Raw genomic sequence first — 21,403 nt, 5'->3', positions numbered from 1 at the left:
CCACGGCCTGAAGACCGCGCGATCGGCCCTGTCGGGGCGATCGCGGGACAAGCGGGGTCTACGCCGCTTTGTAGTATTCGGCCTTGCTGGCCGGCGGCTCCGAGCGGCCGCGAATGTTGTCGGCGATTTTCTCGGCCATCATGATGACCGGGGCGTTGAGGTTGCCGCTGACGATTTCCGGCATGATCGACGCGTCCACCACGCGCACGTTGTCGACGCCGTGCACGCGCCCCTGGGCGTCGACCACGGCATCGCTGCCCGTTCCCATCCGACAGGTACAGCTCGGGTGGTAGTTCGTTCCGGCCGTCTCGCGCAGATAGGCAAGGATCTGCTCGTCGGTCTGAACCGGCTGGCCCGGCGTGACTTCCTCACCGCGCAGCGGCGCCCACGCCTGCTGGTCGACCACGTTGCGGATCGCGCGCACGGCGGCGATCGCGTCGCGGCGGTCCGTCTCGGTCGTCAGGAAATTGAACACGAACTTCGGTGCGGCCAGCGGATCGGCGCTGTCGATCCACACGCGCCCGCTGCTCGTCGGGCGCATCAGGCTGAAGAAGTACTGGAAGCCGTTCTCGAGCTTCACGTTGCCGTGCTGGAACTCCCCGAGCATCGGAATGAACTCGAACTGCACGTTCGGCACCTTGACGTCATCCTGCGTGCGGATGAACGCGCCGACTTCGAAGAAATTGGTGGCGCCGAGCCCCTTCTTGAACAGCTTCCACTGAACACCCAGCTTCAGCTTGCCGAGCGTCGTGAGTTCGCGTGCCGCCGAAACATTCTGCGTCGCCCGATACTGGACCGGTGCGGCCAGGTGATCCTTCAGGCCCTGGCCGACGCCGGGCAGGTCGGAGACGACATTGATCGACAGGCGTCGCAGGTCGTTGCCGTTGCCGATGCCGGACAGCATCAGGATCTGCGGCGAATGGATCGCACCGCCGCAGACGATGGCCTCGCGCGCGATGTTGATCCGCTTCGTTTCCGACCCGACGCGCACGAGCACCGCGACCGCACGCTTGCCCGCGAACTCGAGCTTCAGTACCTGCGCCATGCTCCACACATGCAGATTGGCGCGCGGCGGCGCTGCGTGCAAATAGGCGCGCGACGTGCTCCAGCGCAGCCCGCGGTGCACGTTGCGTTGCGTGATGTGAACGCCTTCCTGCCGGTACGCGTTGTGGTCTTCCACGTGCGGCAGCCCGGCCTGCTTGCCGGCTTCGAGAAACGCGCGATACAGCGGATTGTCGGCGCGGCACGTTTCGATGTGCATCGGGCCGGTGCCGCCGCGATAGTCGTTCGCGCCCTTGTCGAAGGTTTCGGCCTTGCGGAAGTACGGGAGCACATCCGCGTAGCGCCATCCTTCGTTGCCCAGCGCCTCCCAGTTGTCGTAGTCCCACGGGTTGCCGCGCACCCAGTTCATGCCGTTGATCGACGAGCAGCCGCCGAGCACGCGGCCGCGCGCTTCGTAGATCTTCCGGTCGTTCAGGCCCGGCTCGGGCTCGGAATGCATGTACCAGTTGAACTTGTCGTCCATCAGCGGGAACCCGAGCGCTGCCGGCATACGGATGTACGTGCTCGTGTCCTTCGGGCCGGCTTCGATGAGCAGCACGCGCGTGCCGGCATCTTCGGCCAGCCGTGCTGCCATGACGCTGCCTGCCGAGCCGGAGCCGATCACCACGTAATCGTAGTCGGTGCGGATCGGCCGGCGATGAATGTCCTGCATGGTGTTGCCTCCGGAAAATTCTGAAATGAGACCGGGCAGGGCTTGCCTGACTACCGGTTCGTGAGCACGTCGGCGACGGTGTCCGCGCATGTGCACACGACTTTGATGGGGATTCTATGTCGCATGAAAACCGATGTAAAGGATTACATTTTTTGGCACATTGCGGGTTTTCACGCATACCGGGGAATGGCGCGGCGCGAGCGGGCGGTCGATACGACTGCGCGTGACCTGATCGACTGGCGGAGCGGGGCGAGTTCTGCAGAAGCCGATAAAAGCACGCGATCGCCCGGATTCACTGCGTTCGGGGTCGACTGACGCCAGTCAATCCACAACCTTGAACACCCGATTCTTCTCGATCACAGCGGCCTTCGGCAACTTCCCGTCATTCTCGCTTTCGACGCGCAGATGCCGCTCATCCAGCGCCGGCCCCGTATAGCGACTGCGCGGCCGGATCACCTTGCCCACGCGCAATTGCTCGATGCAGTGCGCCAGCAGCCCGACGCTGCGCGCGATCGAGAACAGCCCGAAGGCCGCGTCCCGCGGCAACCGGAGCTGCACCGACAGCATCGCGAGTGCGACGTCGATGGTCGGCCGCTGAGCGGTGAGCGTCGTCACCTTGTCGATGAAGCGGGCGAGTTCCGGCGGCGGAGCGAGCCGCGCGAGCAACGCGGCCGCGCGCGGATCGCCATCGGGATAGAGATGATGACCGAAGCCGGGGATCGGAATCGCGGACTTCAGATGATGATCGACCACCCGCTCGGCGCCGAGCCGCTCGACGTCGTCGAACACCGCGCGCACGCGGCCCGACGCATCGCCATGCAGCGGCCCCGACAGCGTCGCGAGCCCGGTCAGCAGGCAGCCCGCGAGCGATGCGCCGGTCGATGCGGTGATGCGCGCGGCGAACGCCGAACTCGTGATCTCGTGATCGGCCACCAGCACCATCGCGCGGCGCAGCAGGTCGGCGCCGTCGCTGTCCTGCCCCCATCCTGCGGCGAGCCGCTGATGGGTCCATGCGAGGCCGGCGGCGTCGTGTGCGCCGAACGCGCGCGACACGATCGCGACGAGCTGGCCGGCCTCGACATGCAGCGCGCTGTCGAGCCGGCCGAGCGTCGAATGACCGTGCGCGGCCAACGTCGCGAGCGTCGTGAACGCGCACTGGCGATCGCGCTCGCCGGGCGGCAACGCCACGTCGGGCGCATCGAACGACACGGGCGTGGTCGCATTCCACAGCAGCTCGGCCGTTTCCTCGAGCGTGGCGGTGTCGGACAGTTGAATGCTGTCGCGGCCGCGATACCACGGCCGTCCGTTGGAAAAGGTGGTGATGCCGCTGTAGATGCACGGCTCGGCCCCGAAGATCGTGCTCGCCGCGAGCGCCGCGCGCTTGCGGCCAACCTGTTTCTTGCGGCACAGCGCGACGACGTCATCCGCGCGATAGAGGCTCTTGCGCGGATCGTCGGGATCCTGCATGACGGCGATGCTGCCGCGGCTCGCATACGCGTAGACGGTCTGTGCGCGCACGCCGAGCCGCCGCGCGGCTTCCGTCAGGGAGATCCAGTTGTGCATGGTGGCGACGATCGTGATGAGGACGCGGCCGGCGCCCGGCCGCTTGCGCCGACTATAGACCCAGTTCAGTTGAATGTCATCTCGGCGGGCCGCCGCTCGAGCACTTCGACGAGGATCTCGCCCGGCGCGCGTACAAAGCAGCCGCGCACGCCGGCGCGAATCCGCGTGACGGGCTGGACGATCTCCGCGCCGTTCTCGACGAGATGCGCGTACGCGGCATCGAGATCCTCGACCAGCACACCGAAGTGATCGATGCCCTGCATCCGTGCGCCGTCGCGCGCGTCACGCGAGCGCGCGTCGGTAAGCGCCGTGATGAACAGGTTGATGGTGCCGATGCGCAGGTCGACTCGGCCGGGGCGTCGCACGATCTCGGCGTTCAGGCAGCGCGCAAACCACGCAGCGGTGGCCTCGGCATCGGCCGAGCAGAGTTGCAGGTGATCCCATTTGAATTCGATCATGGTCCTGGGTTCGCTGAGTAGTGGATGTACGCGAAGCGGGTTGAACGTGATCAGAGCTCGATGCGCGACAGCTTGCCGAGCAGCACGGAATACGACAGCGTGCCGACAAGGCAGATTGCGCCCATCAGGTTCAGCGCCCAGAAAAAGTTGCCGGTGTGCTGCGTCACGTAGCCGATCATCAGCGGCGTGGTGACGGCCGCGATATTGGCCGCGAGGCTCGTGATGCTGCTGGTGAGCCCGACATAGCGTTTCGGCGCGATCTCGGACACGGCGGCCCACGACATCGAGCCGATGCCCTGCGCGAAGAACGCGACGGTGAGGATCGCGATCACGAGCGCGTTCGACTGCACGAAATTGACGAGCACGATCGACGCACCGAGAAACGTGCCGATCACGAGCGGCGCCTTGCGGGACGACGACATCGACACGCCGCGCCGGATGCAGAGATCGGACAGGTAGCCGGCCATCAGGATCCCGAGCGTCGCGCCGATGAACGGCATGGCCTGGAAGAAGCCGACCTTGATCATCGACATGTGCCGCTCCTCGACGAGGTAGGTCATGAACCAGGTCGTGAAGAACACCAGCAGCGTGTTGTTGCAGAACTTGCCGAGACAGATCGCGAGAATCTGCCGGTAGCCGAGCAGGCGCAGCGCCATGCGCCAGTCGAAACGATCGCGCGCGGTCACGACGGGACGCCCTTCGGTGATGTACTGCAGCTCGGCCGCGTTGACGGAGCGATGGCGCGACGGATCGCGATAGAGCCGGTACCAGACGATGCTGAACAGGATACCGAAGCAACCGGTCGCGAAGAACACGGCGCGCCAGCCGAACGCGGACGAGATCCACAGCAGCAGCCCGGTGAAGAGCGGCGTGCCGACATACTGGCCCATCACGTACACGCTGGTCGCGAAGCCGCGCTCCTGAACCGGGAACCACATCGTCACGGCGCGCGCATTCGACGGAAAGGCGGGCGCTTCGAGCGCGCCCATCGCGAGACGCGAGCCGAGCAGCATGTGATAACCGTGCGCAAACCCCTGGGTCAGTGTCGCGAGCGACCAGCCGACCAGCGACAGCGCATACGCGACGCGCGAGCCGAGCATGTCGGTGAGCACGCCCGCGGGCAGCAGCGCGATCGAGTACGCGAGGCCGAACACCGCGAACAGCTCGCCCATCTGGACGCGGGTGAGTGCGAGGTCCGTGGCAAGCGCCGGTGCGACGATGCCGAGCGCCGAGCGGTCGACATAGTTGAGGATGGTCGCCACCAGCAGCATCGACAGCACGCCGTAGCGCACCCGCGATCTCCTGGCCGCGCCCGCGTGCGCGAAGTCGCGCATGACCGGAACCTGCTCTTCTGCGGTTTTCAATGTCGTCTCCTGGTTGTGGGCCGGCGCGTTGTTCTTGTGAGCGCCGGCGAAGCGTCCGGTCAGCCGCGCCCGACGAAGGGCATCGCGCTCGCCATGAGCGTCATGTTGAGGATGTTGGCTTCGAGCGGCAGGCTCGCCATCTGCACGATCGCGTCCGCGACGTGCGCCACGTCGACGCGCGGCTCGGGCGCGGCGCGGCCGTCGGCCTGCAGCACGCCGCTCGTCATGCGCTCGGTCAGCGACGTGGCCGCGTTGCCGATGTCGATCTGGCCGCACGCGATGTTGAACGGCCGGCCGTCGAGCGCGAGCGAGCGGGTGATGCCCAGCACGGCGTGCTTGGTGGCCGTGTACGCGATCGTGTTCGGGCGCGGCGCATGCGCGGAGATCGACCCGTTGTTGATGATGCGGCCGCCTTGCGGCGTCTGGCGCTTCATCTGGCGCCAGGCGGCGCGTGCACACAGGAATACGCCCGTCAGGTTGGTCGCGAGCACGTCGTTCCAGAATTCGAGCGAGTAGTCGTCGAGCGGCACGGCGCCGGCGTTGCGGCCCGCGTTGTTGAACAGCACGTCGAGGCGGCCGAATTCGCGCGCGATCTGCGCGAAGCTCGCGTCCACCGACGCCTCGTCGGCCACGTCGGTCGCAAGGGCCACCGCCACGCCGCCGGCCACCTCGATGGTCTCCTTCGTCGCGAGCAGCGGTTCGATGCGTCTGCCGAGCAGCGCGACGCTGAATCCGGCGCGTGCCAGCGCGAGCGCGGCAGCCTGACCGATTCCGGTGCCGGCGCCCGTCACGGCCGCGATTTTTTTCCGTGCCTGCATTTCAAGACCTCGTCTTCAGTGCGTTGAACATGGAAAAAGCATTGCGCGGCAACGATTCACCAGCAATCTTGATTCTTTCAATCAATATCAACGGGCCCGTCGTGGCGGGGCGGCGTCAGGGTTTTCCTGAGTTCGCGCAGAGGCCGCGCAAGCGGCTGGCAAGCCGTTCATGGACACCGGGCCGCGCATCGGACGGCGCACGTCGAGCCCGCGCCCGGCGTCGCGCGGACACGTTGATCGAAACAATCAATATTGACCGCCGGCGCGTGCGCTTCGTAGGCTGTGTTCCGTTTTTCGACCCAAGGACGAGACCATGCCTGATGACAAACGCACCCGCCTGCTGGTTGCGCGACGGGTTCCCGCAGCGGTGGCTGCGCGTGCCGAATCCGAGTTCCACGCGTATGTGACGGACGCCGATATGGACGCACCGTCCGTCGTCGAATTCTGCAACCGCTACGACACGCCGGCCGTACTGATCGGCAAGAAGTCGGGGCTGCAGGCCGCGCACATCGCGGCGTTGCCGCCGAGCGTGAAGATCATCGCGAACGCGAGTGCCGGCTTCGACCACATGGATGTGGCCGCCGCACGCGCACGCGGCATCGTGGTCACCAACGCGCCCGACGCGCTGACCGAGTGCACGGCCGACTTCACGATGCTGCTGATTCTGGCCGCCTGCCGGCGTGCATCCGAATACGAGCGGATCGTGCGTGCGGGCTGGGGCAAGTCGTTCGGGATGACCGACATGCTCGGCACGCGCGTGAACGGCAAGACACTCGGGATCGTCGGTTTCGGCCGGATCGGCCGCGCGGTGGCGCAGCGCGCACGCGGCTTCGGCATGCATGTCGTCTACACCGACAGACGGCCGGCGCCGCCCGAAGTGGAAGCCGGCGCGCGCTATTGCGCGGATCTCGATGCGCTGCTGCCGCAATGCGACATCCTCACGCTGCACGTGCCGGGCGGCGGCACGCCGCTGATGACGCGTCGCGCGTTCGGCCTGTTGCGTGACGGGGCGGTATTCGTCAACGCGGCGCGCGGCGGTCTCGTCGACGAGGACGCGCTGTACGACGCGCTGACTTCGCGCCGGCTGTTCGGCGCGGGGCTCGACGTCTATCGCAACGAGCCGAACATCGATCCGCGTTTCGCGACGCTCGACAACGTGTTCCTGTCGCCGCACATGGCGAGTGCAACGATCGAGACGCGCGACCAGATGGGCTTCACGGCACTCGACAACGTCGCGGCCGTGCTCGACGGCAGGGTGGCGCCGAACGCGCTTTGACGAGCGTCGTAACGGCATGCGCGGCGGCGTCGAAGCGCCGCCGCGCTAACGCGCGTTCCGGCCGGCGCCGCGGGTCGGTCTGCATGCGATTACTGATGCATGCGGTGACTCCGGCGCCTGCGCGGCGAACCACGGGCAGTTTCCCGGCTGTCGCGTGGAGCGCGGCTGACGCGCGTATAGGGTATGCCCTATTCGGTCGATTCCCCGAATCCGTAGCCCTCGAATTTTGAATGCAGTACAGTCCTCCATCGAGGCTTTCGAGCCTGGTGTCACACCACCAATACGCGCCCCTGGAGACTGTACGTTGTCTACGCCCCGCAAGCGGTTGCCGCCGCTCAATACGATTTCTGCATTCGAAGCGTCGGCGAGGTTGATGAGCTTCACGAAGGCGGCGGAGGAACTGCATCTGTCGCAGGGCGCGGTGAGCCGGCAGATCCAGGTGCTCGAGGAACGAATGGGCGTGCCGCTCTTCACGCGACGGCACAAGGAGATTCAACTGACGCGCGCCGGCCTCATCTTCCAGCAGGCCATCGCGCAAAGCCTGAATACGATTCGCCGGGCCGTGACGATGATCGAGGCGCTCGACACCAGCACGGTCACGATTGCCGCGACCAACGCGATGGCAAACTTCTGGCTGATGCCCGCGATATTCGAATTCCGCACGCAGCATCCGAACATCGACATTCGGGTGCTCGCGAGCAATTCGCCGGTCGACCCGTGGCACGAGCCGGTGGACCTCGCGATTCGCTATGGCGACGGACACTGGCCGAACCTCGCGAAGGTCAAGCTGTTCGAAGAAGTGATCTTTCCTGTGTGCTCGCCGTCGTATCAGCGTGATCACGAGATCCGCACGGTGCAGGATCTGACGGACTGCGAACTGATCGAATACGACTCGGACAGCGCGGATTCCAATTCGTGGGACACGTGGCTCGAACGGGCCGGCGTTCAGCAGCGCGCGGTGAGAAAGAACCTGACGCTGTCCCACTACGACCTGGTCTATCGTGCGGCCTGCAGCGGGAAGGGCGTGGCGCTGGCGTGGGCGTACGGTGTTCCGCAGGAGGACAGAGGCGCGCTGCTGGTCCGGCCGCTGGACGTATCCGTCAAGACGGGGATGTGCGAATACATCGTTTATGCGGACACCGAGGAGCTCAGCGCGCCCGCGAAGATCTTCCTGAGCTGGCTGATCGACTTCGCGAATCAAAGCGTCTGGTCGTAGACGCCGGCTTCGTCAGAGTTCGAGCGTGACGTCCGACAGCGGTACGGAGCAGCAGGGCAGGATGTAGCCCTCATCGATCTCTTCGTCGGTGATGCCGCCGTTGTGATTGATCTCGACGCGCCCGTCCAGCTTGCGAAGCTTGCAGGTTCCGCACACGCCTGAACGGCATGCGTTCGGAACCCTGGGGCCGTTCGGCAATGCGTGCAATGCGTCGAGGATGACCGTTCCAGGCGGGCAGTCGAGCGCGAGCCGCGATTGCGACAAGCTGAGCCGCGCTACGCCGAGCATGCCCGCCACGTGCGCGGTGGTTTGCTCGGGCAATTGAAACCGCTCCTGGTGGAAGCGCGATTGCGCGCCGCCGTTCTCCAGAAACAACGTGCGCATGACGGACATGAACGCGTCAGGCCCGCAGCACAGCACGCGTCGCGACGCCCAGTCGGGCGTCGTGCGATCAAGCAACTCTCCGGACAGCATCCCCGACGGAAATTCCGCGCTCACTTCGTCCGACGTGTAGAAATGCGGCGTGATCCCGCACGATGCGCGCGCCATCCGCGATAACTCGTCATGGAACAGGATGTCGCCGGGCGTGCGCACGAACTGCAGGAACTGGATGTTTGCGCGGCCGCCTCGCGCATACACCGCGCGCGCCATCGACATCAGCGGAGTGATGCCGACGCCGCCCGCAATGAACAGCAAAGGCTCGGCAGGATCGGCGGGCAATACGAAGTCGCCGGCGGGGCGGGACACCTGGAGGTGGTCGCCGACAGCGAGCCGGTCGTGCAGCCAGGTCGAGACCGCGCCGTCAGGCGAGCGCTTGACCGTGATCTCGAACGTCGCGTTGCCGTGCGCGTCCGGTGCCGATGAAATGGTGTAGCACCGGTAGAGCGTCCCGCTGCCGGTGTCCACGCTCAGCGTCACGTACTGCCCGGCCTCGAACCGGGCCGGCTCCTGGGATGGCGCGAGCGAAAACCGGAAGGTCTTGACGTTCCAGTTCTCGCGCGCAATGCCGACGCAACGTGCGTCGGTGAAAGCGCTGCCGTTCGTCATGCGATGCACTCCACGGGAATGATCTTCGGCGTGCTGGTCAACTCGGACTTCAGCGTCGCCAGATACCAGTCGATGAACTCCGTGACGCCGCGCTCGACGAGCGGCGAGTACGGGCCCGGCTGATAGCCCTTCGAGTTGATGCCTTGCTGATTGGCTTCGACGAGCCGCTGGTCCTGCGCGTTGGTGGCCTTCCAGACGGCGGTGAGATCGTCGAGGTCATAGTCTTCGCCTTCCACGGCCGCTTCGTTCACGAGCCACCAGGTCGTCACCTGTGTCTCCGTCGCGCTCAGCGGCAGCAGCCGGAACGCGATCGCGTGGTCGGACAGAACGTGATTCCACGTATTCGGAAAACGCAGCAGCCGCAGCGAGCCGACGTCCGGGTCCTCGTTGGTGCCGAGCAGCTTCCTGCATGCAAGCTCGCCGCTCAGCGTGAACGACAGCCCGCGCTCCATCGCGGCGCGCACCATCCGATAGCCGTCGGACGTTTCGATGGGCTTGTACGGCAAGCCGGCCGCGGTCCAGCGCGCTTCGTCCTTCTCGCACTTTTCCGCATAGTCGCCGCCGAATCGCGGGTCCGTCGGCCCGTCGAACTCCGAAATCGTGCGCAGCAGTTCGGGGTGGCTTGCGGAGCAGTGGTAGCACTCGCGATTGTTTTCGAGGACGAGCTTCCAGTTGCCCTTCTCGACGATGGTCGACTGGTACGCGACCTTCGCGTTGTTGAGCCCGTGCGGCCGGATATACGGCGCCACCTGCGTGCGGAATGCGTCGAACGGCGCGGGCGTGGCGGCCAGCGAGATGAAGATGTAGCCTTCGACCGATTCGCAATGCAGGGGCTTCAGCGCGTATTGCGATGCATCGAACTCGACGCCCATCTCACGGGCGAACAGCAGCTTGCCGTCGAGACCGTAGGTCCATTGGTGATACGGGCACACGAGCGTCCCGGACGACCCTTCGTCGCCGGCGCAGATTCGCGAGCCGCGATGCCGGCACGTGTTGTAGAACGCGCGAATCGTGTTGCTGCGGTCGCGGATCACGACGATCGAGCTTGCGCCCACTTCGAGCGTGAACCAGTTGCCGGGCTTGCGGATCTGCGCTGCGACGCCGGCGAAGATCCATTGGCGTTCCCAGATCAGTTCGAGGTCGCGTTCGTACACGGCGTCGTCGGTGTAGAACGGCTGCGGCAGCGACCGGCCGGCCACGCGAGACTCGATGAGCGAGTTGAGTTGACTGTTCGACAGCATGGTGGTGTTCGGTTGGGTTTCGAATGCAATAACGAATGGATGGATGAGCAGATTTGACCCGCTCGAACGCGTGCGTGCAACCGATGAAAACTGATGTTTTGCATGAATTTTTGGTGGCCATTCGTGAGGTTGGAAACGTGCCGCGGGCTCAGGGTCTTCACGGCGGCTGATTTCGATGGCGCAGCTTGGGGAAGCCCGCCCAGCCGCGATTCATGCGCGAATCCATGCCGACAGCACGTTGTGCATGAGCCTTCCCCTTGCACGATTCGCCGCGCTGTCGCCGGGAGTCGATGACATGCACAATTTCATACAGCGCGGAGTCCGACAGCGTGGCGCGGGTCTGCAATGGCCTTGTATGCAAATTCGCATGCGGTAGATCAGAAAAACTGCTTTGACGACGGATTTTGCGGCTCGGATGATGCGGGACATCGCTTGCATCGCACTGCTTTCGCAATGCCGTGAATCAGGACACGCGTCGCGCAGACGGCTCCCGGTTCCCGGCGACAACAACATCCGGAGACGTCATGTCAGGAAATCGTGGAGTGGTTTATGTCGGGCCCGGGAAGGTCGAGGTGCGCAACATCGACTTCCCGGAGCTGTCCGATCCCGCCGGCCGCAAGGCCAATCACGCGGTCATCCTTCGGGTCGTCGCGACCAACATTTGCGGCTCCGACCAGCACATGGTGCGCGGCCGGACCACCGCACCGGCCGGGCTCGTGCTCGGACACGAAATCACGGGTGAAGTGATCGAGGTCGGTCCGGACGTGCTGACGCTCGCAAAGGGCGATCTCGTGTCGGTGCCGTTCAACGTGGCGTGCGGGCGCTGTCCGATGTGCAAGGCGCAGAACACTGGCGTGTGTCTCGGCGTGAACCCCGCGCGAGCCGGCGGCGCGTACGGATACGTCGACATGGGCGGCTGGATCGGCGGGCAGGCGGAGTACGTGATGGTGCCCTACGCGGACTTCAACCTGCTCAAGTTCCCGGACCGCGATCGCGCGATGGCGAAGATTCGCGATCTCACGTGCCTGTCCGACATCCTGCCGACCGGATATCACGGCGCCGTCACCGCCGGCGTGGCGCCGGGCTCGACGGTGTACGTCGCGGGCGCCGGCCCGGTCGGGCTGGCCGCCGCGGCATCGGCGCGGCTGCTCGGTGCGGCGGTCACGATCGTCGGCGACGTGAATCCCGCGCGGCTCGCGCATGCGCGGCGCGTCGGGTTCGAGACGGTCGATCTTTCCGACGACGCGTCGCTGGCCGACCAGATCGCGCATCTTCTCGGCGAGCCGGAAGTCGATTGCGCGATCGATTGCGTCGGCTTCGAAGCGCGCGGCCACGGGCACGCCGGTTCGCAGGCCGAAGCGCCGGCAACGGTGCTGAATTCGCTGATGGAAGTCACGCGGGTGGCCGGGAAGATCGGCATTCCGGGGCTGTACGTGACCGACGATCCGGGTGCGGGCGATGCCGCCGCGCAGAAGGGCAGCCTGTCGGTCCGCTTCGGGCTCGGGTGGGCGAAGTCGCATGCATTCTTTACCGGCCAGACGCCGGTGATGAAATACAACCGCAGCCTGATGCAGGCCATTCTGTGGGATCGCCTCGATATCGCCAATGTCGTGAACGTCAACGTGATCGATCTCGACCAGGCGCCGGCCGGATACGCGGAATTCGATGCCGGCGTGCCGAAGAAATTCGTTATCGATCCGCACGGCGTGTTCAAGTCCGCCGCGTGAGCCAGTCACTCCGGAGCAGGTGGAAACAGATGCGGGGCGTCGCATCGTGCATCGGGTTTCGGAATTCAAAGCACTAAGGAATACACAATGGGATGCCCATTCTCGGGACATGAGCCGGACACGAAGCCGGCGGCCGACGGCGGCTGGCACGACGCGCAGCTCGACTTTGCGCGGTCGATGAGTTACGGCGATTACCTTCATCTCGACGAGATCCTCGAAGCGCAGCATCCGCTGTCGCCCGACCACAACGAGCTGCTGTTCATCGTTCAACACCAGACATCCGAGCTGTGGATGAAGCTGATGCTGCACGAACTGCGCGCGTCCAGGATCGGCGTTCGCAACGACGAAATTCAGCCGGTGTTCAAGATGCTCGCGCGGGTGTCGCGGATCCTGGATCAGCTCGTTCAGGCGTGGAGCGTGCTCGCGACGATGACGCCGCCGGAATATACGGCGATGCGGCCTTACCTCGGCTTGTCGTCGGGCTTCCAGTCGTGCCAGTACCGGGAGATCGAATTCATCCTCGGCAACAAGAACGGCACGATGCTACGCCCGCACGAACATCGGCCCGACAGCGTGACGCTGCTGCGCGATGCGCTCGAGCAGCCGTCGCTGTACGACGAAGGCGTCCGGCTTCTGGCGCGCGCGGGCCTGCCCGTCGATAGCGACCGTCTCGACGCGGACTGGACCCAGCCGACGCGCTACAACGCGTCCGTTGCCGATGCGTGGTTGCAGGTGTACCGCGATCCGCAACGGTTCTGGAGCCTCTACCAGCTGGCCGAAAAGCTCGTCGACCTCGAGGACGCGTTCCGGCAATGGCGTTTCCGCCATCTGACGACGGTCGAGCGCGTGATCGGGTTCAAGCGCGGCACCGGCGGCACGGAAGGTGTCGGATATCTGCGCAAGATGCTCGACGTCGTCCTGTTTCCGGAGCTGTGGAAGCTGCGCACGGAACTCTGATTCGCGCCGCGTCGCTGATCAAGAAGACACGGAAATTCATTCAGGATCACTTGAAATGTTCAAACACGTAGACGCCTATCCCGGCGACCCGATTCTGTCCCTGATGGAGGCGTACCTGGCCGACACCCGGCCCGAGAAGACCAATCTCGGTATCGGGCTCTATTACGACGAAGGCGGGCAGATTCCGGTTCTGCCGTCGGTCAGGCGTGCCGCCGCGATAGTCCACGACGCGGCGAAGCCGCATACCTACCTGCCGATGGAAGGCGACGCTGCGTATCGGGCCGCGATCCAGGACATCGTGTTCGGGGCCGGCTCGGAAGCGGTCGCATCCGGCCGTATCGCGACGATCCAGTCCGTCGGCGGCTCGGGCGCGATTCACATCGCGGCGCGCTTTCTGAAAGCCACGCTGCCCGACAGCGCGATCTGGATCGGCAACCCGACGTGGGACAACCATCGCGTACTGCTCGAGTCGGCCGGCGTGGCCGTCAACACCTACCCGTACTTCGACGTTCGGAACAACGGCATCGATTTCGACGGGATGATCGCGACCCTCGACACGCTGCCCGAGCGCAGCATCGTGCTGTTGCAGCCGTCGTGTCATAACCCGACCGGGGCGGACCTGTCGGCGCAGCAGTTCGCGCGGATCATCGAGATCCTGACGCGACGCAATCTGCTGCCGTTCGTCGACATGGCGTACCAGGGTTTCGGCGAAGGACTCGACGAAGACGCCGCGCCGATCCGCAGGATGGTCGACGCCGGGCTGCAGGTCATCGTGACGAACTCGTTCTCGAAGAACTTCTCGCTCTATGGCGAACGCGTCGGCGCGCTGTCGATCGTCTGTCCCGACGCGGAAACCGCATCGCGGGTGCAGGGGCAACTGAAGGCCGCTGTCAGAAAGGTGTATTCGAGCCCGCCCGCGTTCGGCTCCCAACTGGTCCGCACGATCCTGACGAGTCCGGCGTTGTCGCAGCAGTGGCGGCGCGAAGTCGCCGCCATGCAGCAGCGCATGAGGGCGATGCGGCACAAGCTGCGCGCGGCGCTCGAAGCCCTCGCGCCGGACGTCGACGCCAGCTATCTGACGGACCAGCGCGGGATGTTCAGCTACACGGGACTGACCGCGACCGAAGTCGACGCGCTGCGCGAGCGCAAGTCGATCTACCTTGTCCAATCCGGCCGGATCTGCGTCGCCGGACTGAACGACCGCAACGTTGCGTACGTCGGCGAAGCGATTGCCGACGTGATCCTGCAGCGAACGGCCGTGCCGAGCTGAGCGCGGCGGTCCGGCGCGATCCGGTCCTTCCTTCAATTCCTCCATCCACTTGCCATGATTCGAAAAACGATCGACACGGGCCTTCCTTCGCTTGATCAACCCTTTTCCTGGGCGACGCAAGCCGGCGGGCTGCTTTTCACCGCGCACGGTCCGGTGACGATGGACGGGAACATCCGCGGCGGCGCGATCGACGAGCAGGCGCGACTGACGTTCTCGAATCTGCAGCGGGCAGTCGCGGCAGCGGATGCGGAGCTGCCCGACGTCGCACAGGTATTGATTTATATGAAGGATGCGACCCACATGCCGGCGATCGATCGCGTTTACCGGGAGTTTTTCCATCCGCCTTATCCGAATCGGTTGAGCGTGGTGGTGAAGGACTTCGTCCATCCGGAGATGCTGATCGAGATCGTCGCGTACGTGGGGCTTGGGCACCGCGATCGATCGCCGGACGGCGAGCGATCTTCGTGACGTGGCAGCCGCAGCCGCAGCCGCAGCGGCACGCGGCACGCCGGTGTCGAAGCATCTGCATGGACAGTCGATTCCACGCATTTCCGCATGCTTTGCATGTGATATTTCGGCTTTCGGCGCGCGGTGCCGCTTTTCTAGAATTGGATTCAAACGGGCTTTATCGACGATTGTGCATATGAATGATTCTGCAACGACGGCGCTGACACGCGCCGATGATGCCGTGTGGGAAGTACGGGACGGCGCGCAGGACGGCGGTGGCGGCATCGCGTGGGCCGTGCGTTCCGCCGGCAATTCGCTGGCGTCCGGTTTCGGCCGGTTGAAGGCGGGCGCGATGCCGCCCAAGACACTCGACTACGACGAAGTGATCCATGTGCTCGACGGCACCTTCGTCGTGACCTGCGGCGGCCGGCATCTGGTTGCGCAGGCCGGCGACGTGCTGTCGCTCAGTCGCGGGTCGGTCGTCACGTATTCCGGCCGCGACGCGGAGTTCTTCTTCGTCGTCACGGCCGGCTGATGCAAACGAGACCCTCGAAACGGAATGCAGCATGAATGCTTCAGTATCCTCAGAGAAATTGCTTCCCGCGGACGACAACACGAACGGCTGGTCGGCGATCCTGCCCGCGCGCGTGCCGCATGCCCCGGCGCAGCGGTCGGACAGTTTCGACTGGCTGGTCGTCGGCGCGGGCTATGCCGGTTTGTCGGCGGCCCGGCGGCTGGCGCTGCTGAACCCGTCCCACACAATCGCCCTCGTCGACGCGCAAACGGTCGGCGAGGGCGCGCATGGCCGGAACGCCGGATTCGCGATCGACCTGCCGCACAACAACGACCACGATCCCGGCAACACGGAGAAAGGGTATCGCCACAAGCGACTGAGTCGCTATGGCATCGATACGCTCGATGAGCTGGTCAGCACGAACGCGATCGACTGCCAGTGGAGCAAACGCGGCCGATACGACTGCGCGGTGTCGCCCGAGATTTCCCGCACGCTGCTGGGCGCCACGATCGCCGAACTCGATGCACTGGGCGAGCCGTACGAAGTGTTGCGCGGCGATGCGCTGCACGCGCGGCTCGGCACGCGCTACTACGATTGCGCGATCCACACGCCGGGCACCCGGCTGCTGAATCCGGCCGCGCTGTCGCGCGGGCTGGCCGATTCGCTTCCGGCGAACGTGCAGCTGTTCGAGAACTCGCCGGTGCTCGATATCGAGCCGGGGTCGCCCGTCGTGGCGACGTTGCGCAACGGCGTACGGTTGTCCGCACGTAACGCGATCCTCACCAACAACGCGTTCATCAATCGCTTCGGGTATTTCGAACGGCAGTTGCTGCCGTTCGTGCTGTTCGCGAGCCTGTCGCGGCCGTTGACGCCGGACGAGCGCGCGCGGCTCGGCGGCACGCACGACTGGGGCATCACGCCGGCTCACGGGATCGCGGGCGCCACGTTGCGCTATACGCAGGACTTCCGCATCCTGTTCCGGTACGGGTTCCAGTTTGCGCCGACGTTGCGTTGCCCGGCATCGCTGCGCGAGCGCATGAAGCGCACGCACGCAGTGCTGTTCAAGGCCCGCTTTCCGATGCTGGAGCACGTGTCGCTCGAGCATTTCTGGGCGGGTTACCTGTCGCTGAGCCAGAACGGCGCGCCCGGCTGGGGGCGACTGGCGAAGAACGTCCATGCGGCGGTCAACTGCAACGGCGTCGGCATCGCGAAACAAACCACGGCCGGCGCGCTCATCGCCGAGCTGGCCTGCGACACCGGGCATCCGCTGATCGGCGACATGCTGGCGCTGGGCGCGCCGGACCGGTTGCCGCGACGGCCGTTCCTGGACATCGGTGTGAGAAGTTACCTCGCGGCCCAGAAGTGGATGGGCCGCACCGAGAAGTAGCCGAATACGACAGCGAGACATCAGACAAACATGAAGAGCGAGACACGGTATCAAGCAGCCCCGGCGGCGAGCGAACGAAGCGCCACGAAATGGTGGGTGCTGTTCCTGCTGACGCTGGTCTATACGGTCAACATTGCCGACCGTTATGTGGTGTCGACCTTGATCGAACCCATCAAGCATGAATTCCGGCTGACCGACAGTGAGGTCGGGTTCCTGACCGGCACGGCCATCGCGCTGTTCTACGTCACGCTGAGCGTGCCGCTCGGCCTGCTCGCGGACCGCGTGAACCGCAAGCGCATGATCAGCGTCGCGCTGGCCGTCTGGTCGGGCTTCACGGTCCTGTGCGGCGCGAGCAGCAGCGCGCTGACGTTCTTCCTGTCGCGCATCGGCGTCGGGATAGGCGAGGCCGGTTGCATGCCGTGCGCGGTCTCCCTGCTCGCGGACAAGTTTTCCCCGGCGATGCGCGGTACGGCGATGAGCCTCTTTTCCGTCGGCGCTGCGGTCGGCGCGCTGATGGGCTCGGCGGGCGGCGGATGGATCGCCGAGCATCACGGTTGGCGTGCGGTCCTGCTGGTGTTCGGTTGCATCGGCATCCCGCTCGCGGCGATCCTGATGCTCGGCTTCAGCGAGCCGCGCCGCGGCGTGTTCGACAAGCCGGAAAGCGCGATCGCGCGTGCGGGGCTGATGGATACCCTGCGTCACATCCGCGGCAGCAAGGCGCTGTTCCACGCGATCGCCGGCACCACGGTCCTGACGTTCTGGGGCTGGGGGCTCGTGTGGTGGACCCCGTCGTTCCTCGTCCGGAGTTTCCATCTCGGCGTGGGCGACGCCGGCGAGATTCTCGGTGCGATTCACGGGATCGGCGGAGGGCTCGCGATGCTCGGCACCGCCCTGGTCCTGAGCCGGCCGCGCGCGTCATCGAGCTTTTCGCAGGCGCGGCTCGTCGCGCTCGTGACCGCACTGGCCACCGTGCCTTCGCTGGTCGCGTACGCGTCCACGTCGCTGCCGGTGACGCACCTGATGTTGTGGATCTTCGTGCCGACGATCTACGTGTATATCGGCCCGTCCGCATCGATGGCGCAGAACCTTACGCCGGCGGCGATGCGCGGGCAGGTCATCGGCATCATCGTGTTCGTGACGAACGTCGCGAATCTCGTCATCGCGCCGCAAGCGGTCGGGTTTCTGTCGGACGCCATCGCGCCGCATATCGCGAACCCCGCGGAGTCGCTTCGATATGTCCTTGTGCTGGTATCGCTGACGGGCTTTTGGGCGGCGTGGCATTTTTATCTGGCATCGCGCCATATGCGCTCGGGTGAAGCAGAGCAGTCATCCGCGGCGATTCACGGCACCCCCGTGCGCGGCGCCTGATTCGTGAACAGGGGATCGAGGTAACACGATCCCCGCGAGGACGTGCCCGGCGCGTGGCCGGGTTTCTCGCAACCGACGTCGCGCCCGCTCGGGCGCGTTCGTCGTTCCATCCAGCGACGTCGCTCCTTTCGCGATTTCGTCGCGTCTTTCCGCGCATGCAACGCGCGTTGTGTCGGCGTTCGCCGACAGCATCCCGTTTGCGGTCGTGCATCGACCCGCACGTCTTCCGTTCCGTCGTCTCGATTCGCCGTATGCCATCGACGCATGCGCGGCAGCAACGGCGCGTCGCGGTCGATTCGGCCAACGTGTTCGCCAAAAAAGGAAGCCGCAGCTTAAGGACTAACACCTAGCCGGTGACGTCCGCATGCATCGACCGGATTCGCGCGGTTCACGCACCTGCCTTGATGCAGAAGGCTCAGCGCCGTCTGACGATCTTTGCATGTGAATTGTCATGCATCGAACCAGAAATAGTGATTTGTCGAGCCGTTTATGTCGTCATGAAATGGTTGCAACGACACACCGGTGTCGCCGTGTCGCCGGAAACGACGGCATGCAACGACTGACGTGCGGGACGTTCAATGTTCGATTCGAAGAAGCTCAACGCGCTGCTGGCCGACTGTGTGCCCGGCCGCCCGTTGCCCCAGGCGTTCTACAAGGATTCCGAACTTTTTGCTGCCGACATGGCGTTGATCTGGGCGCGCCACTGGCTGTTCGCCGGGCTGTCGTGCGAGATCAAGCGCGCTGGAGACTGGTTCACGTTGACGGTCGGCGAATCGTCGATCGTCGTCATCCGCGATCGCGACGGCGGGATCCGGGCGTTCTACAACACCTGCCGACATCGCGGTTCGAGAATCTGCGCGGGCGAGCGCGGCTCGTCGCGCATGCTGACTTGCCCGTATCACCAGTGGACGTACGGGCTCGACGGCAGGCTCGCATTCGCCGGCAACATGGGCGATGCGTTCGATGCGTCGCAGCATGCATTGAAGCCGGTCGCCTGCGAAGTCGTGGCCGGCTATGTCTTCATCAGCCTCGCCGACCAACCCGACGACTTTGCGTCGTTCAGCCGGCGCGTCACGCCGTATCTCGCACCGCACGGCATCGAGCATGCCAAGGTCGCGTTCGAATCGACCATCGTCGAGAAGGGCAACTGGAAGCTCGTGCTCGAGAACAACCGCGAGTGTTATCACTGCAGCGCGAACCACCCCGAACTGCTGCGGACGATCTCCGAGTACGACGGGCCGACCGATCCGCGCTACGGCGCCGACGGTGTGCTGTTCGCCGAGAAGACCGCGCGCGACGAAGCGCGCTGGGGCGCGGCCGGATTGCCGTATGCGCCGGTCGAGGAGGCGCCGGAATACCGGCTGATCCGGGCCGCGATGGAGCGCGGCCTGTCGTTCACGATGTCGGGCGAGCCGGCCTGTACCCGGGTCATGGGCACGCTGCCGGAGCAGGACGTCGGCTCGCTGCGCCTGCTGCGGTTCCCGAATACATGGAATCACGCGCTCGGCGATCACGCGATCGCATTCCGGCTGCTGCCGCTCGGCCCGCGCGAGACGCAGGTCACGACGAAATGGCTCGTCCACGAAGACGCGGTCGAAGGCGTCGACTACGACCTCGACACGCTGACGGCGGTATGGAAGGCGACGAACGAACAGGATCAGCGGCTCGTCGAGACGAACCAGCTCGGCATCAACTCGAACGGCTATGAACCGGGGCAGTATTCGCCGCTCGTCGAGAGCGGCGTGATGGCCTTCATCGACTGGTATCTCGGCGCGATGCGCGATGGCCTCGCACAGTCGCGCCCGATGTTGCCGGTTCATGCCGCATGAGCGGCGATCGTGAACGGGTCGATCCGCGCCGGCACGCGGTGGACACCCAGCAGTGAGCATCAACCCGGCCGTGCCGCGGATCCACGCGGCGAAGCCGGTCATCCAGATCAATCATCGGGCGGAGGAGAACATGTTCGAACGGATTTTCCAGGTCAAGGCGGTACGTAAGCTCGTCGCATGCGGCATCGGCGCAGCAGCATTCGCAGGCTCTCAAGCGCATGCGGCAGACACTACGCAGTCCTCATGGTGCTCGACGGCCAAGCCGGTCAAGTTCGCCGAGATGGGCTGGGACAGCGCCAAGTTCATGACCGAGGTGGTGCGCTACGTGCTCGAGAAGGGCTACGGCTGCAAGACCGAGCTGATGAGCGCGACCAATGCGATCGCGTTGCAGGCGATCACGACCGGTGACCTGAACGTGATGGTCGAATATTGGGCCGGTCGTACGCCGGCGTATGAGAAGGCGGTCCAGGACGGGCGCGTCAAGATCGTCGGGTCGCTCGTCAACGGCGGCAGCGTCGAAGGCTATTACGTGCCCGAGTACGTGATCAAGGGCGACCCCGCACGCGGCATCAAGCCGCTTGCGCCCGACCTGAAGAGCGTCGCGGATCTCCCGCGGTACAAATCGGTATTCGCCGATCCGGAAGATCCGTCGCGTGGCCGCTTGTACAACTGCCCGATCGGCTGGCAGTGCGAGTCCGACACCGAGCAGAAGATGAAGGCGTACAAGATCGGTGGCGCATACGCGGACTTCCACCCGGGCTCGGGGCCTGCGCTCGACGCCGCGATCGAATCGGCCTTCACGCGCGGCAAGCCGATCCTGTTCTATTACTGGGAGCCGTCGACGATCCTCGGTCGTTTCCGTGCCGTCAAGCTCGACGAGCCCGCGTACAACGCAGCCTGCTGGAAGACCATCAACGGGAGCAAGGATTCGAATCCGTGCGGCTCCGCTTCGCCGCCGACCTCGCTGCGCGTCGTGGTGTCGAATTCGGTCGCGGATTCCGACCCGGCGTTGATGTCAGTGTTCGAGAAGGTGCAGTTCTCGACCGGCGCGCTGAACAGCTCCATTGCGCGGATGGCGACGGAGAAGGTGCAACCGCGTCAGGCCGCGGTGGATTTCCTGAAGGCGAATCCTTCGCTCGTCGCCCAGTGGGCGCCGCCTGCGGCCGCCCAAAAAGTGACGGCCAGCCTGAAGTGACACGCGAAGCCG

19 protein-coding genes are annotated in these 21,403 nt (G+C 65.2%); 12 read left to right on the top strand and 7 right to left on the bottom strand.

Going from position 1 to position 21,403, the window contains the following annotated elements:
* Positions 1-58: 58 nt before the first annotated feature.
* A complete protein-coding gene (locus O1Q03_RS08760; RefSeq protein ID WP_269502826.1) occupies positions 59-1,714 on the bottom strand; it encodes a choline dehydrogenase in 1,656 nt (551 codons plus the stop codon).
* A 123-nt stretch (positions 1,715-1,837) separates the two neighbouring features.
* On the opposite strand from O1Q03_RS08760, the gene O1Q03_RS08755 reads away from it, so the two are divergent.
* Positions 1,838-2,029, top strand: coding sequence for a hypothetical protein (locus tag O1Q03_RS08755; RefSeq protein WP_269502824.1), 192 nt, complete (start codon positions 1,838-1,840; stop codon positions 2,027-2,029).
* Positions 2,030-2,035: 6 nt separating this feature from the next.
* Here the strand turns inward: O1Q03_RS08755 and O1Q03_RS08750 are convergent, their stop codons facing one another.
* From O1Q03_RS08750 to O1Q03_RS08735, 4 genes are all read right to left on the bottom strand, one after another.
* A complete protein-coding gene (locus O1Q03_RS08750; RefSeq protein WP_269502823.1) occupies positions 2,036-3,277 on the bottom strand; it encodes a citrate synthase in 1,242 nt (413 codons plus the stop codon).
* A gap of 65 nt (positions 3,278-3,342) precedes the next feature.
* Complete coding sequence (locus O1Q03_RS08745) at positions 3,343-3,735, bottom strand: VOC family protein (protein ID WP_269502821.1); 393 nt, start codon at positions 3,733-3,735, stop codon at positions 3,343-3,345.
* Between the two features lie 50 nt (positions 3,736-3,785).
* Positions 3,786-5,069, bottom strand: a complete 1,284-nt coding sequence (locus O1Q03_RS08740) for an MFS transporter (RefSeq protein WP_269502884.1) — start codon at positions 5,067-5,069, stop codon at positions 3,786-3,788.
* Positions 5,070-5,158: 89 nt separating this feature from the next.
* On the bottom strand, positions 5,159-5,917 hold the full coding sequence (locus O1Q03_RS08735; RefSeq protein ID WP_269502819.1) for an SDR family oxidoreductase: 759 nt from the start codon (positions 5,915-5,917) through the stop codon (positions 5,159-5,161).
* Between the two features lie 313 nt (positions 5,918-6,230).
* On the opposite strand from O1Q03_RS08735, the gene O1Q03_RS08730 reads away from it, so the two are divergent.
* Positions 6,231-7,193, top strand: a complete 963-nt coding sequence (locus tag O1Q03_RS08730; RefSeq protein WP_269502816.1) for a 2-hydroxyacid dehydrogenase — start codon at positions 6,231-6,233, stop codon at positions 7,191-7,193.
* 304 nt (positions 7,194-7,497) lie between these two features.
* Entirely contained in the window at positions 7,498-8,409 is a 912-nt protein-coding gene (locus O1Q03_RS08725) for a LysR substrate-binding domain-containing protein (protein WP_269502814.1), read from the top strand.
* Positions 8,410-8,421: 12 nt separating this feature from the next.
* On the opposite strand, the gene O1Q03_RS08720 is transcribed toward O1Q03_RS08725, so the two are convergent.
* Both O1Q03_RS08720 and O1Q03_RS08715 read right to left on the bottom strand, forming a co-directional pair.
* Positions 8,422-9,456: a flavin reductase family protein gene (locus O1Q03_RS08720; protein ID WP_269502813.1), complete on the bottom strand. Its 1,035-nt coding sequence runs from the start codon at positions 9,454-9,456 to the stop codon at positions 8,422-8,424.
* Positions 9,453-10,697 carry an aromatic ring-hydroxylating oxygenase subunit alpha gene (locus tag O1Q03_RS08715; RefSeq protein WP_269502812.1) on the bottom strand — a complete coding sequence of 415 codons (1,245 nt, stop codon included), beginning with the start codon at positions 10,695-10,697 and terminating at the stop codon, positions 9,453-9,455. Before O1Q03_RS08715 ends, O1Q03_RS08720 begins: the two co-directional genes overlap by 4 nt.
* Before the next feature lie 524 nt (positions 10,698-11,221).
* Between O1Q03_RS08715 and fdhA the strand changes: the two genes are divergently transcribed.
* The 9 genes from fdhA to O1Q03_RS08670 all read left to right on the top strand — a co-directional run bounded on the left by fdhA (position 11,222) and on the right by O1Q03_RS08670 (position 21,391).
* Positions 11,222-12,424: a formaldehyde dehydrogenase, glutathione-independent gene (gene fdhA, locus O1Q03_RS08710; protein ID WP_269502811.1), complete on the top strand. Its 1,203-nt coding sequence runs from the start codon at positions 11,222-11,224 to the stop codon at positions 12,422-12,424.
* A gap of 87 nt (positions 12,425-12,511) precedes the next feature.
* A complete protein-coding gene (gene kynA / locus O1Q03_RS08705) occupies positions 12,512-13,381 on the top strand; it encodes a tryptophan 2,3-dioxygenase (RefSeq protein WP_269502810.1) in 870 nt (289 codons plus the stop codon).
* A 55-nt stretch (positions 13,382-13,436) separates the two neighbouring features.
* Positions 13,437-14,651 carry an amino acid aminotransferase gene (locus O1Q03_RS08700; protein ID WP_269502809.1) on the top strand — a complete coding sequence of 405 codons (1,215 nt, stop codon included), beginning with the start codon at positions 13,437-13,439 and terminating at the stop codon, positions 14,649-14,651.
* A 54-nt stretch (positions 14,652-14,705) separates the two neighbouring features.
* Entirely contained in the window at positions 14,706-15,119 is a 414-nt protein-coding gene (locus tag O1Q03_RS08695) for a RidA family protein (protein ID WP_269502808.1), read from the top strand.
* Between the two features lie 175 nt (positions 15,120-15,294).
* A complete protein-coding gene (locus tag O1Q03_RS08690; protein WP_269502807.1) occupies positions 15,295-15,633 on the top strand; it encodes a hypothetical protein in 339 nt (112 codons plus the stop codon).
* 31 nt (positions 15,634-15,664) lie between these two features.
* On the top strand, positions 15,665-16,999 hold the full coding sequence (locus tag O1Q03_RS08685; protein WP_269502806.1) for an NAD(P)/FAD-dependent oxidoreductase: 1,335 nt from the start codon (positions 15,665-15,667) through the stop codon (positions 16,997-16,999).
* A 30-nt stretch (positions 17,000-17,029) separates the two neighbouring features.
* Complete coding sequence (locus O1Q03_RS08680) at positions 17,030-18,367, top strand: spinster family MFS transporter (protein WP_269502805.1); 1,338 nt, start codon at positions 17,030-17,032, stop codon at positions 18,365-18,367.
* A gap of 578 nt (positions 18,368-18,945) precedes the next feature.
* On the top strand, positions 18,946-20,196 hold the full coding sequence (locus tag O1Q03_RS08675; protein ID WP_269502803.1) for an aromatic ring-hydroxylating oxygenase subunit alpha: 1,251 nt from the start codon (positions 18,946-18,948) through the stop codon (positions 20,194-20,196).
* A 52-nt stretch (positions 20,197-20,248) separates the two neighbouring features.
* On the top strand, positions 20,249-21,391 hold the full coding sequence (locus tag O1Q03_RS08670; RefSeq protein WP_269502801.1) for a glycine betaine ABC transporter substrate-binding protein: 1,143 nt from the start codon (positions 20,249-20,251) through the stop codon (positions 21,389-21,391).
* Positions 21,392-21,403: the final 12 nt, after the last annotated feature.

The organism is Burkholderia sp. IMCC1007 (assembly GCF_027257875.1).
In the GTDB taxonomy this organism is placed as follows: domain Bacteria; phylum Pseudomonadota; class Gammaproteobacteria; order Burkholderiales; family Burkholderiaceae; genus Burkholderia.
Note: the sequence above shows the minus strand (reverse complement) of the source record. Positions and strands in the feature narration are given on the sequence as shown.